Annotated in this window: 13 protein-coding genes; 10 read left to right on the top strand and 3 right to left on the bottom strand. The window is 68.8% G+C overall.

The annotated features are described in order from the left end of the window. Window positions 1-7 precede the first annotated feature (7 nt). The 10 genes from DDE10_RS07380 to DDE10_RS07335 all read left to right on the top strand — a co-directional run bounded on the left by DDE10_RS07380 (window position 8) and on the right by DDE10_RS07335 (window position 8,140). Window positions 8-1,042 (top strand): DUF2332 domain-containing protein, encoded by a 1,035-nt coding sequence (locus DDE10_RS07380; protein ID WP_114952088.1) that lies wholly within the window; start codon window positions 8-10, stop codon window positions 1,040-1,042. A gap of 77 nt (window positions 1,043-1,119) precedes the next feature. Next, window positions 1,120-2,526: an MATE family efflux transporter gene (locus DDE10_RS07375; RefSeq protein ID WP_349356532.1), complete on the top strand. Its 1,407-nt coding sequence runs from the start codon at window positions 1,120-1,122 to the stop codon at window positions 2,524-2,526. Window positions 2,527-3,024: 498 nt separating this feature from the next. After that, window positions 3,025-3,429 carry a hypothetical protein gene (locus tag DDE10_RS07370; RefSeq protein WP_114952087.1) on the top strand — a complete coding sequence of 135 codons (405 nt, stop codon included), beginning with the start codon at window positions 3,025-3,027 and terminating at the stop codon, window positions 3,427-3,429. A gap of 94 nt (window positions 3,430-3,523) precedes the next feature. After that, complete coding sequence (locus DDE10_RS07365) at window positions 3,524-3,856, top strand: hypothetical protein (protein WP_114952086.1); 333 nt, start codon at window positions 3,524-3,526, stop codon at window positions 3,854-3,856. Next, entirely contained in the window at window positions 3,853-5,424 is a 1,572-nt protein-coding gene (locus DDE10_RS07360; protein WP_162806423.1) for a sensor histidine kinase, read from the top strand. Before DDE10_RS07365 ends, DDE10_RS07360 begins: the two co-directional genes overlap by 4 nt. Continuing rightward, window positions 5,421-6,092, top strand: a complete 672-nt coding sequence (locus tag DDE10_RS07355) for a response regulator (protein WP_114952084.1) — start codon at window positions 5,421-5,423, stop codon at window positions 6,090-6,092. Before DDE10_RS07360 ends, DDE10_RS07355 begins: the two co-directional genes overlap by 4 nt. Continuing rightward, window positions 6,085-6,402, top strand: a complete 318-nt coding sequence (locus tag DDE10_RS07350) for a hypothetical protein (RefSeq protein WP_114952083.1) — start codon at window positions 6,085-6,087, stop codon at window positions 6,400-6,402. The genes DDE10_RS07355 and DDE10_RS07350 overlap by 8 nt, the downstream gene beginning before the upstream one ends. Window positions 6,403-6,406: 4 nt before the next feature. Further along, entirely contained in the window at window positions 6,407-6,646 is a 240-nt protein-coding gene (locus DDE10_RS07345; RefSeq protein WP_162806421.1) for a hypothetical protein, read from the top strand. Further along, window positions 6,639-6,917, top strand: coding sequence for a hypothetical protein (locus DDE10_RS07340; protein ID WP_114952081.1), 279 nt, complete (start codon window positions 6,639-6,641; stop codon window positions 6,915-6,917). Before DDE10_RS07345 ends, DDE10_RS07340 begins: the two co-directional genes overlap by 8 nt. Before the next feature lie 164 nt (window positions 6,918-7,081). After that, window positions 7,082-8,140 (top strand): alpha/beta hydrolase family protein, encoded by a 1,059-nt coding sequence (locus DDE10_RS07335; RefSeq protein ID WP_114952080.1) that lies wholly within the window; start codon window positions 7,082-7,084, stop codon window positions 8,138-8,140. On the opposite strand, the gene DDE10_RS07330 is transcribed toward DDE10_RS07335, so the two are convergent. From DDE10_RS07330 to DDE10_RS07320, 3 genes are read right to left on the bottom strand one after another with little or no spacing between them, the layout of a single operon-like run. Beyond that, window positions 8,133-9,068 (bottom strand): sterol desaturase family protein, encoded by a 936-nt coding sequence (locus tag DDE10_RS07330; RefSeq protein WP_114952079.1) that lies wholly within the window; start codon window positions 9,066-9,068, stop codon window positions 8,133-8,135. The genes DDE10_RS07335 and DDE10_RS07330 overlap by 8 nt on opposite strands. Before the next feature lie 12 nt (window positions 9,069-9,080). Next, on the bottom strand, window positions 9,081-9,458 hold the full coding sequence (locus DDE10_RS07325; protein WP_114952078.1) for a hypothetical protein: 378 nt from the start codon (window positions 9,456-9,458) through the stop codon (window positions 9,081-9,083). Between the two features lie 12 nt (window positions 9,459-9,470). Further along, complete coding sequence (locus DDE10_RS07320) at window positions 9,471-12,452, bottom strand: TonB-dependent receptor (protein WP_114952077.1); 2,982 nt, start codon at window positions 12,450-12,452, stop codon at window positions 9,471-9,473. Window positions 12,453-12,609: the final 157 nt, after the last annotated feature.

Genomic DNA, 12,609 nt, shown 5'->3' with positions numbered 1-12,609 from the left:
GAGGAACATGACTGAATATCGCGTCATCCGCGGCGAGCTTGCGCGCCAGGCGGACATCATCCGCGCCCTGGGTTCGCCCTTCGTCGCCTCCGTGCTCGAGGCCGGAGAGCGCCACCTGGCCGAGGCTCCGCGCACGGCGGCCCTGATCGAGACCTGGCCCGGAGATCCCTCCGCAGCCGCGCTGGCGATGCGCTTCAACGCCGCCATCCACGCTCTGGCGCGGCGCGGCCGGCCGCGGACGCTGACCTCGCTCTACCAGCGCCGGCACGACGATTTCGACGGCGCGGTCGGCGAGGCGATGGCCGCCGAGGACGATTTCATCGCCGCCTGGATGCGCGATCCGCCGCAGACCAACGAGGTCAGCCGCGCGGCCGCGATCGTCGCCGCCCTGATGGCCGCGCGAGAGGAACTGGGCCTGCCCTTCGAGCTGCTCGAGCTCGGCTCGAGCGCCGGCCTCAACCTCAACCTCGCTCACTATGGCTATGACCTCGGCGGCCGCGCCGCCGGCATGCCCGACTCGCCGGTGCGGATCGCCCCGGGCTGGCGCGGCAGGCCGCCGCCGGCGGAGGCGCTCGAGGTGGTCGCCGCCCGCGGCGTCGATCTCCATCCGCTCGACGCCACCGACGAGGCGACGCGCGAGCGTCTGCTTTCCTTCATCTTCGCCGACCAGCCGGTCCGCGCCGAGCGGCTCCGACAGGCGCTGGCCCTCGCCCAGCGCCATAGGCCGCGGATCGACCAGGCCGACGCCGCCTCGTGGCTGGTGGAGCGCCTGCGCGAGCCGCAGCCCGCCGGGCGCTGCCGGGCGATCTTCCACTCGATGGTGCTGCAATATCTCGGCGACGAGGATCGCCGCACCGTCGAGACGGCGATCCTCCAGGCGAGCGCCCGGGCGAGCGCGGAGCGCCCGCTGGCCTGGATCGGCTTCGAATGGACGCCGGACCGCAAGGAGGTCCAGCTCAAGCTGACCTGCTGGCCAAGCGGCGGGACGCGCCATCTCGCCACCTGCCACGCCTACGGCGCCTGGATCGACTGGCACGGCTGATCCGTCGGACCTGCCGCCGCAGGAACTCGTGCGCGCGACCGACGACGCCGCTCAGGGCCGATTGACCGGCCAAGGGGTTGCTCTATTCGGCGGCGATGGACGGGGCGGGTGACAGAAAGGCGGCGTGGCGCCTCGAGGCGCGCTCGACGCTGCTGCTCGCCTGGCCGCTCGTCCTCACCAATCTCGCCCAGGCGCTGATCCACGCGACCGACGTCATGCTGCTCGGCCATGTCGGCCCGCGGACGCTCGCCGCGGCCGCCTTGGGCGTCAATCTCTACGTCTTCTGCCTCATTTTCGGCATGGGGATGATGACCGCCGCGGCGCCGATGATCGCGCGCGAGCGCGGCCGCAAGTGGAACAGCGTCCGCGACGTCAGGCGGACCGTCCGACAGGCGATGTGGTCGGCGGTGATGCTGGTCGTGCCGATGTGGATCTTCCTGTGGCAGGCCGGCGACGTGCTCATCCTGCTCGGCCAGGATCCGGGCCTCGCCGCCGAGGCGCAGCTGTTCGTGCGCCACCTGATGTGGGCCCTCCTCCCCGCCTTCCTCTATCTGGTGCTTCGCAACTTCCTCGCCGCGCTCGAGCGCCCGATCTGGTCGCTGGCGGTCGCGGTCGGCGCCGTCGTGGTGAATGCGATCGTCAATACCGGCCTCATCTACGGCGTGCCGGCGCTCGGCATACCGCCCATGGGCCTGCGGGGCGCCGGCATCGGCAGCTCGCTCACCGTCACCGCCGAATTCCTCGCTTTGGCCTTCATCATCAGCCGTCACCGGCGGTTCCGCCGCTATCGTCTGTTCGGCCGGTTCTGGCGGCCCGACGGCGCGCGGCTTCGCGAGGTCTGGAGGCTGGGCTTTCCGATCGCGATCACGCTGACGCTCGAGGTCGGCGTGTTCAACGCCGCCGTCTTCCTGATGGGCCTGATCGGGACGGCGAGCCTGGCCGCCCACCAGATCGCGATCCAGATCGCCAGCCTCTCCTTCATGGTGCCGATGGGCCTCGGCCAGGCGGCGACGGTCCGCGTCGGACATGCGCTCGGCCGGGGCGATGCCGACGGGATCGCCCGCGCGGGATGGACGAGCTTCGTCATGGCGGTGAGCTTCATGGCGCTGATGGCGATCGTGATGTGGATCGCGCCGCACCCGCTGATCGGCTTCTTCACCGACCCCAGCGATCCGGCCAATGCGGCGGTGATCCCGCTCGCAATCTCCTTCCTCGCCATCGCCGCCTTGTTCCAGGTATTCGACGGCGCCCAGGCGGTCGGCGCCGGCATGCTGCGCGGTCTCCACGACACGACCGTGCCGATGGCCTTCGCTTTGTTCGGCTATTGGGCGGTGGGCCTGGGCACGGCGATCGCCCTCGGCTTCGGGCTGGGCTGGGAGGGAGTCGGCATCTGGATCGGGCTTGCCGCCGGCCTCGCCATCGTCTCGGTGCTGATGCTTTGGCGCTGGATCCGCCGCGACCGGCTCGGGCTCACGAGCAGCTGAGCGGCGGCGGTGCCGGACGAATAAAATATCAGAATCTAATCGACCGCCGCGATCGCCACGAGCGCGCAGCGGGCCGCCGGCGGGATCAGGCTTGACTTTGTTCCCGTTTTGTGCTAGTTTCCGAAATGGTACAGGTGAGTATTGCGCCCGGGTGTGCCCCGACGGCGGGTGAAGGGGTGATCGCGTCGCTGGGCGGTTCCAGTGCGTGCCGGGTCGGCCCTGTCTCGCGGCTCGGTCTCCGATTGGATGTCGCGCGAAGACGCGAAGGACCCTGACTTCCTCCCACGTCATCCCAGCGGAAGCTGGGATCTCTCTGACTTTCCGAAGGAAAGTGAGATCCTGGCGTGCGCCAGGATGACGAATGGGAGGGGACATGCGCGGCTTCGCGCTTCGCGTCTTCGCGGCTTCGCGTGGAAACAAATGGACGTCCGCGGGCACCGCAGGTGTCGAAAGGGCGCCCCTCCCCCCACTCCATCACTCATCGAGAAAGGATCGAGCATGGCCAAGGCACAGCGCGGGCGGCCCAAGGGGGCGCGCAACAAGCTCACCAACGAGGCGAAGGCGGCGATCCTCGAAGCGTTCGAAAAACTGGGCGGCGTCGATCGGCTGGTGAAGTGGGTGGAGAAGAGCGAGGCCAACGAGGCGCTCTACTGGACGAGGATCTTCCCCAAGCTGCTGCCGCGCCAGCCGATCGAGCCGGCGCCGCAGCCCGAGGAGCTGCCGCCGGTCAAAGGCGCGCTGATCTGGCGGACGCCGGCCTGGGCGAAGGCGGCGCAGAAGAAGAGCCAGCTCCGCGCCGGCACGGCGAAGACGGCGGCGACGCCGCGCCCCAAGGCGAAGGAGCGGGCCAAGACGGCGGAAGAGAAGCTCGCCGAGATACCCTGCGGATGGGACGATTATTGAGGTCGGCCGGGGAGCCTGACGGCCCGCTTTCGCAGGCCCGCGACGTATAAAATCCGTGGTAACCCCGCCGGGCCGAAGCGCCTAGGAGGACAGGGTGATCCGCCGCCTCGCTTTCTGCCTTGCCGTCGCGATGGCCGGCTGCGCCGGGCCGGCGCCGGCGCGGACAATCGTCCTCGACGACTTCTCCTGCGCCAACGGCACCCGGTTCGGCGTCGAATACAAGGGAGGTGAAGCGCGCCTCCTTACCGCCGGAAGCGCGCACCGGCTGCTTCGGCGCCCGTCCTCGATCGGCCGCAAGTTCGTCGACGGGGACGTCACCCTGATCGTCGACGAGGATCGCGCTGCGCTGAACGGCGTACAAGGCGAGTCCTTTCGGCAGTGCCGCCGAATCGGACACCGCCGCACCGCGATGGGAGGGGGCGATTGACCTCCCTCACCTCCCAGCCCCCGACGGTGCCGCGGGAGGCGCCGGCTGCGAGAGGAGGACCTTCAGCGCGGTCCTCGCTCGTCGGCCGGCGCCTCGACCCGCGAAGCGGCGCGGCCGCGCGGCGCTGGCTCCTCCACGCGGCTGCGCTGATCGTCTTCGCCCTCGCGGTCGCCGGCTCGCTGCTTGCCCACCAGGGCGAGCGGCCGATCACGACGGCGATCATCTTCCTGCTCGGCGTGACGATCGTCGGGGCGCTCGAGGGCCTGTGGGGCGGTCTCGTCGCCGCCCTCCTCGCCTCGGCTCTATATAATTTCTTCCTGGCGGAGCCCGCCTTCCGGTTCAGCTTGCTGACGCTCGAAGACTATGTTCCGCTGATCGCTTTCAATGCCGCCGCGATCGCCTCGGGCTATCTGACCGGGCGGCTGAACGATCGGGCACGAGCCGCGGAGACGGCGACCCGACGGGTGGAGGCGTTGCTCGCGCTCAGCCGCCGGCTCCAGGCCGCGGTGGGAGTCGACGACGTGGTCGCGGCCCTGGACGCCTATGGCGCAGGGCGGGGCAGCCCCGCGCTCGAGCTCTTCGTCGCCGATGAGAGCGGGCTGCGCCCCGCGCGCGCCGAAACCCGGCTTTCGGACCTGGCCAAGCGGGCCTTCGCCGGGCGGAGCGCGGAGACGCAGAGCGGGAACGAGGCGGCCTTCCTGCTTGCCGGCACCGAGGCGCGCCTCGGCGTGCTGCTGGCATGCCCGGCACCGAGGCGACAGCAGGCGGAAGATCTCGCCGCGCTCGCCAATCTGATCAGCATCACCGTCGAGCGTTGCCGGCTGCTCGACCGGCTCGCCGAGGCCGAGCTCGTCCGCCGCTCCGAAGAGCTCAAGACGGCCCTGCTCTCCTCCGTCTCGCACGACATGCGCACGCCGCTCAGCGCGATATCGGCCTCGGCCAGCAGCCTCGCCCGCTACGGCGCCGAGCTGCCCGAGGCGGCGCGCGCCGACATGCTCGCCATGATCCAGGAGCAGTGCCAGCGCCTCGACCGCTACACGACCAATCTGCTCAGCCTGGGTCGGCTCCAGGCGGGACTGGACCGGGAACGCTTCACACCCTGCGACGCGATCGAGGCGCTCGGCGCCGCGCTCGTGCAGGTGCGCGCGCTCAGTGGCGGACATCCGGTGGAAAAGAGGATCGAGGTCGGCGAGGGCGTCGTGCTCGCCGATCCGGTCATGCTCGAGCAGATCTTCCACAATGTCCTCGAAAATGCCGTGATCCATGGCGGCGCCGACCAGCCGGTGACGGTGAGCGCGGCCAAGCAGGAAGGGATTCTGCAAGTCCGCATCCGCGACCATGGGCCGGGCATTCCGGCAGGCGAGTCCGAGCGGGTCTTCGACCGCTTCTACCGAGGCGGCCACGGCACCGGGCCCGACGGAAGCGGGCTCGGCCTGGCCATCGCCAGGGGCTTCACCGAAGCCTTTGGCGGTCGGATCCGGGCGGGCGATCCCGAAGACGGCGGGCTTGGCACCCTTATCACGATCGAGCTGCCGCTCGTCGAAGGCAGCTCCGGAGACGCCGGGTGAGCGGCCGCATCCTCATCATCGACGACGAGCCGGCGATCGTCCGGGCGCTCGAGCCGGTCCTGTCCGCGCACGGCTGGCAGGTGTTCGCGGCGGGCAACGGCCGCGACGGCGTGCGCACCGCGCGCGAGGCGGCCGTCGACCTCGTCCTGCTCGACCTCGGGCTTCCCGACGCCGACGGCAAGGAGCTAATCCCGGCGCTCGGACTTATCGGCGGACTCGCCATCATCGTGATCTCGGCCCGGCACCAGGAAGCCGAGAAGGTGGCTGCGCTCGATGCGGGCGCCGACGATTATGTCGACAAGCCATTCGGAATCGACGAGCTGATGGCGCGGATCCGGACGGCTCAGCGCCGGCTCGGCGCGTCGCCGGAGCCCGTCCTTGCCAGAGGCGAGCTGCGGATCGACCTTCACCAGCGCCGGGTCACCATCCAGGATACCGAGATCCGGCTCTCGCCCAAGGAATTCGACCTGCTCCGCACGCTCGCCGAGCATGGCGGGCAGGTGGTGACGCAGCGCCGCCTGCTGCTCGCCGGCTGGGGAGACCCCAGTGCCGATGCCCAATATCTGCGGACCTACATCGCCCTGCTCCGGCAGAAGCTGGAGGCGGACCCGTCGGAGCCGCGGCTGATCCTGACCGAGCCGGGCGTGGGGTATCGGCTCGATGTCTGAGAGCCTCGCCGCCGCCCCGCCGGCCATCCCGGCCTGGACGCCCCCGCCCCTTGCGCCCACTTTATCGTTTCGCGATTATGTCCTCGCGAGGAAATATGATTATGGCCGGGGCAGCGCCGGTGCCTGGCGGTTCATTGCCGAGGCTCGCGGCGACCACGACTTTCCCGATGCCCGCAACTGGCGCGAGCTCCATGCCTATCTCGAGCGGCGCGGCGCCTCGGCCGATCTGCTCAAGGCAGCCCGTTCCGTGTGGCGCAGCTTCACCGTGCATCGCAGCCGGTCGCGCGCGGGACTGAACGGAGGAGATTGAAGACATGCGGCGCAGACGAAGCGGCGAGCGGCGGCGGGGCGACAGGCGGCTGGTTGCTAGGATGGTGGCGGCGATGACCACCGGCGGAGCGCTCTTCGTCGGCGCGCTCTATCTCGGCGGCGCGATCGACACGGGCAACGAGACAGAGGGCGAGGCACCGTGGAATTCGGGCGCCATCAACGACGCGGCCCCGCCGGCCGACGGCCCCGCCTTGCCCGGCGGCCGGGCGACGCTCGATGGTTAGCAGCGATCTCGATCTCTGGTCGGAGGCGACCGGCGCCGTCGCGGTGGCGGTGCTCATCCCTTTCTATATGGGGGTTCAGCATCTGACGCTCGTCCAGCTGCTCACCTATGGCGGCGTCGCCGGCCTGCTGCTCGCCGCCGGCGAGCATCTGCGCTTCACCGGGCTGGTGCCGCCGAGCGCACGCGAGTTCGTCGCCGACCTGCTGCTCTGGGCCCAGGCCGTGCTCGGGCTCGGCACCGCCAGCTATCTGATCGCGGTGATCCTGATCTGAGGGGCGAGACCGCGCCATCATCGCGGCGTCTCCGGTCGAGGATAGGTGGCTGTTCGTCGAAGAGCCGCTACGCTGCCGAGCCGAAGACTGATGACATCGCTGGCCTTGACGCACCTGCCGCACAGGGCCGCGCCCTCGATCATCTGGAAAGGAACCGACCGACCATGAAAGGCGCTAGCTTAGTTGTGGCCATCGCCTCGTCCGCGATGTTGCTCCTGTCGCTGACGGTGCAGGCCATCGCACAACAACCCGCGACGCCCGCGGCGGCTCCAACCGCGCCCCCCACCGCGGCGGGCGTACGCGAGGTCGAAGTGACCATCGGTTCCGGGGAATGGGCCGTTCCGGCGATCCTCGCCCTGCCGGCGGAGAATGTCGGCCCCTATCCCGTCGCCGTGCTGATGCACGGATTCGGACCCGGGACCCTCGATGGGGACGTCGGCCCCAACAAGGTCATGCGCGAAACGGCAATCGGTCTCGCCCAGCGGGGCGTGGCGGCGCTCCGCATGGCCAAGAGATCCACCACCCACAGCCGCCGCTTTCGCGAAGAGCAGCGACACGCGACGGTCGGCGAGGAATGGATCGACGACACGGTGGCCGCGGTGACCCTGCTTCGCTCCACAGCCGGCATCGACGCCGGCCGTATCTATGTCGTGGGCCACAGCGCGAGCGGCGGCATGGCGCCCCTGGTCGCCAATCTGACGGGGGTGGCCGGTGCAGTGATGGTGAACGGATCGCTCCGCGATGCGCCGGCCATGATCGAGGATCAGATGAACTATGTGACCTCCCTTTCATCGGAAGACTCGCCGGAATCCCGGCAGCAGCGTGCGGAGATGGAGGCCGGACTTCGCCTTCTTCGCGATCCGAATGCAGCCGGTGAGACGCGCGCCCTGGGTCATCCCTTATGGTATTGGAGATCGCTGGCCAGGATCGATGCGCAGGAGGAGGTCCAGGCGCTTACCGAACGCGGCGCCGAATTTCTCGTCGTGCAGGGCGAGCGCGACTATCTGACGACGGACGCCGATTGGGCGGTCCTGAACGCGGCCTTCACTGGACATCCGCGAGTCACGCTTCGGCGCTTTCCCCGGCTGAACCATATGATGCAGGACGGCGAAGGCCGAATGACGCCGGCCGAATATCGATGGCAGAAGCCCGTCGCGCGCGAATGGACCGACGCCCTTTCGGAATGGATCTCGAGCCGCCCCGTCCGGACAAGGCTCAATTGATCGCCGTGATCCGGGTCGAAGCCGGCGGCACGGGATCGTTCCCCTCGCCTTGGCTCCGGCGCCAGCGGGCGCGCAGGATATCGCTGGTCTCGCGCGAGCCGTCGTGGCTCCAGCCCGGCTCGCGGAACGCATAGCTGAGCTTGTTGCGCCAGCCAGGCGCCGTCCACAGATCGCGGGCGATCCCGATCCATTCGTGGAAGGCGGCCCAGAGCAGGTTGAACGAGCCGAGCTGCCGGACGATGCCGTAGCGCGGCCGGTCGTCGCCGCTCTCGGGCTCGAAGGTGCCGAACATCCGATCCCAGACGATGAACACGCCGGCATAATTGCGGTCGAGATAGCGCGGATTGACCGCGTGATGGACCCGGTGGTGCGAGGGCGTGTTCATCACCGCCTCGAACCAGCGCGGCATCCGGCCGATCATCTCGGTGTGGATCCAGAACTGGTAGACGAGATTGAGGCCGGCGCAGAAGAACACCATCGCCGGCGGAAAGCCGATCAGGAACAAAGGCAGGCGGAAGAGGAAGGCAAGGCTGAAGAAGCCGGTCCAGGTCTGCCTGAGCGCCGTCGACAGATTATAATGCTGGCTGGAATGATGGATGACGTGGCTCGCCCAGAACCATCGCACCCGGTGGGCGAAGCGGTGGAAGATGTAATAAGCGAGATCGTCGAGAAGGAAGCAGAGCGCGAAGGCCCACCAGGTCCAGGGGATCCCGGTCAGCCGGAACTGGTGCACCCACACGGCCAGCTCATAGATCATCCCCGCCGAGAGCAGACCGGCGACGCTGCTTCCGAAGCCCAAGCCGAGCGAGGTCAGCGTGTCCCTGGGGCAGTAACGCCGCCGATCGCGCAGCCGCGCCACCACCATCTCCACGAACACCAGCAAGATGAAGGCCGGAATCGCGAGATCGACGGGATCGGGAAGATTCATCGCGGCCAGAGCTTACACCAATGTCAGCAGCCTGTCGCGCGCCTCGGGCGGCAGCGCGAGCGCGAGGTCGCCGAAAAGCCGGTCGCCGCTGCCGATCCTGACGCCGCCTTGGACCGGCTCCACCGCCAGGCGGTCGAGGCGGCGCACGGCGATCTGGGCACCATGCACCTTGACCAAAGCGGCGGCATTTTCGGCGCCGAGCACCAGGGCGGCCCGCCGGTCAGCCGAGACGAACGCCTCGGCGGCGGTAAAGCCGGCCAGCGCCTCCTCGGCGTGACGCCGCGCCTCGTCGGCGTCGCCGATCTCGGCGCCGCCGAGGCCGAGCAGCCAGGCGATGCCGGCCAAAGCGAGGACGCCTCCCAAGGATCCGGCGAGCAGCAGCCAGTCCATCGCCGGCCGGCTTCAGAACCTCACGCCGGCGGCCAGCCCGTAGCGTCTCGGCTCGAGCGTGAAGGCGTTGGTGAACAGGCCCGACGACTGGTCGGTCACGTAGAGGCCGGTGATCGCATCGTTGCCGGTGAGGTTCTGGATGAAGGCGCGGACGAACCAGCGCTCCTCCGGCCCGTTGAGCTGAAGCTGGGCGTTGATCACCTCGTAGCCGTCGACCCGGTCGATCGGCCGATTGAAGCTGCGCGCATAATAGCTGCCGGTGTAGGTGAAGTCGGCGCGCGGCACGAGCGTCCAGCCGCCGCCGAGCGCAAAGGTGTACTGGACCCCGGTGGAGAATTTCCAGTTGGGCGCCTGCGGCAGCGCGTTGCCGCTGAGATCGACCGGAACGCCGGTCTCGACGGTGAAGGGCAGCGGGCCGGCCGGGACGCCGAACAGCGCCCTGAGCGGCGCCGGCGGATCCGCGGCGGCGGCGGCAAGCGCGTTGCAGATCGAGAAGGCGCCAGTGGTGCCGGTTCCGGGCACCGGAACCGGCCCGGCCAGCCCCAGAGCGGAATTGAAGGCGGCAACGAAGGTGTTGGTGCCGAGCGCATTGCCGGCGGTGCCGGGAATCACTGCGCAATTGGAGGCGTTGGTGACGTCCTTGACGATGACGACGTCGCTGCGGCCGCCGGAGACGTCGCGCGGATCGACCAGCTGGAGATCGCCGATCCGGGTATGGAGGTAGCTGGCCGACGCGTTCAGTATCAGCTCCGACACCGGCCGGTAGACCGCCTCGAGCTCGGCGCCATAGACCTCGGCGTCGGTATTGTCGTTGACCGAGGTGCGCGCGACGATGCGGCTGAGCTGAAGCCCGCCATAATCGTAATAGAATGCGCTGAGGTTGAGCCGCAGCCGGCCGTCCATGAAGTCATTGCGCGAGCCGATCTCGAAGGCGTTGATGATCTCCGGCTCGAAGGTGCGCGGCACCTCGAATTCGGGCGCGACCGGCGGGTTGATCCCGCCCGATTTGTAGCCGCGCGAATAGGAAGCGTAGAGCATGTGGTCCGGCGCGAACCGGAACTCGGCGACGAGACGGCCGGTAATCTCGTCGAAGCTCGCGCTGGTATCGTCATAAGGCTGGTTGCCCGGGGTCGACGCGTCGGCGTCGAAGCTGCCGAGAAAGGGCGAGAGATTGGCGTCGGTCAGACCGAAAGGCACCGGCCAGCTCAGCACCGGCACGCGCGCGACCTGGCGCTTGCGGTCGTTCGAGTAACGGATGCCGCCGGTGAAGCGCAGCCGTTCGGAAGCGTCCCAGTAGATCTCGCCGAACAGGCCGTAGCTGCGCAGCGAGAAGCGGGCGACCTCGCTATTGTAGAATGGCGGCGCCAGGAAGACGTTCGGAAAGGCGAGATTGCCACCCGCGCGCTGGCCGAGCGCGGTCGCGGCGCCGAGAATGCCGGCGGCATAGTCCAGGCCGAACGAGGCGACGTAATAGTTCGCGTCGGTGAAGCGCTGATCGAGATAGATGCCGCCGATCAGGAAGTTGAGCGGACCGTCGAGATTGCTGTCGAGATGGGCCTCGACCGACCATTGCTCGGACTGGCTGCGCGAGCGGTCGTAGTCGGTCGATCCGGCGGTGCAGGCATTGACGAAGCCGCCATAGATGCCGGTGTAATCCAGCGTCGTCTCCGACGTGCAGACGCCGCCGGCCGGACCGTTCGGGATCAGCGCCGCCGCGGCCTGAACATAGGGATTGATCCCGCCCGGGAAGAAGGCTCCCGGCGCCGCCGCGGTCGCCGCCAGCGTCAGCAGGCCGGGATTGCCGGCGAGGCTGTTGCCGGCCGTGAGATTGTAGTCGGTGCGCGAGTCGACCTCGTTATACGCGTAGCCGCCAGTGACGGTGAGGCTGAACCGCTCGCCGAGCTCCTGCTCGAGTCGGCCCATCAGATGATATTCCTCGACGAAATAGGTCGGGGTGAAATCGATGCTGACGGTGCGCAGCTCGGCGGGATTGGCGATTCCGCCGAAGAAGACGTCGGGACCGTAGAGGCTGGTCAGCCCGAAAGCGGCGAGCGCCGGATCGTTGATCGCGAAGAACTCGCGCGACGACAGGATCGCCGCCAGCGTCGAGTTGCCGTTGACGGTCTCGAACTCGAGCGCGTCGGGCGCGCAGCCGAGGATCGCCGTCGAATCGCGGTTGCACAATTGCTTCTGGATGCGCGAGCGATTGTCGTCCTCGCGGAAATAATAGCCGATCAGATCGAGCGTCGTGCCGGCGCCCGGCTGCAGCCGGATGGTGCCGCGCAGCGCATAGAGCTCGCGATCGTCGACCCGCCCGCCGGCCAGATTCTCGGTGAAGCCGTCTCGGTCGACGAGATAGCCGGCGAGCCGCACGCCGATCGACTGCCCGATCGGAAAGTTCACCATGCCGTTCAGCCGGACCGCGTCATAATTGCCGTATTCGGCCGAAAGGCTGGCCTCGAAGCCGTTGAGGTTCGGCCGGGCGGTGATAAAGTTGACGACGCCGGAGGTGGCGTTGCGGCCGTAGAGCGTGCCCTGCGGGCCGCGCAGCACCTCGACCCGCTCCAGATCGAAATATTCGGTCTCGAACAGGCGCGTCGAGGTCAGCGGCATGTCGTTGACGTGGATGGCCGTCGCGGTGTCGCAGGAGAAGCCGACGCACAGATCGCCGACGCCGCGGATGGTGAAGCTCGAGCTGGTGAAGTTGGTCTTGGTGAAGGTGACGTTGGGCAGGCTGAGCTGGAGATCGCTGGCATTCTCGATCTGCTGGCGCTCGAGCTGCTCGCCGCTGAACGCCGACACCGAGATCGGGACGTCCTGGAGCAATTGGGCGCGGCGCTGGGCGGTGACGAGTATCTCCTCGTCATCCGCCGTGACCCGGGCCGGAGGCGCCGCGGGGTCGTTCTCGACCTGAGCCAGAGCCGGCGTCGCCGCCGCCAGGGCCAGGAACGAGACGGTGCAGGCCGTCAGTTTCGGCAGCGCGTTGAGCTTCATCCTCGTCCTCCCCTGATCGTTCGCATCGAGCGGGCGGGAGGCGGCGGACTTCGGCGCTGGCGGCCGGGCGCGCCCGGCCGGTCACGGGCTGCAAGCGGGGCCGGCCGCGCGTGCGCGGCTCGGCTGACCGGCAATGACCGGACGGCGCCTGGCACCT

Source organism: Sphingosinicella terrae (assembly GCF_003347635.1).
GTDB classification, from domain to species: Bacteria; Pseudomonadota; Alphaproteobacteria; order Sphingomonadales; family Sphingomonadaceae; genus Allosphingosinicella; species Allosphingosinicella terrae.
This window is presented reverse-complemented; position numbering and strand designations above follow the sequence as displayed.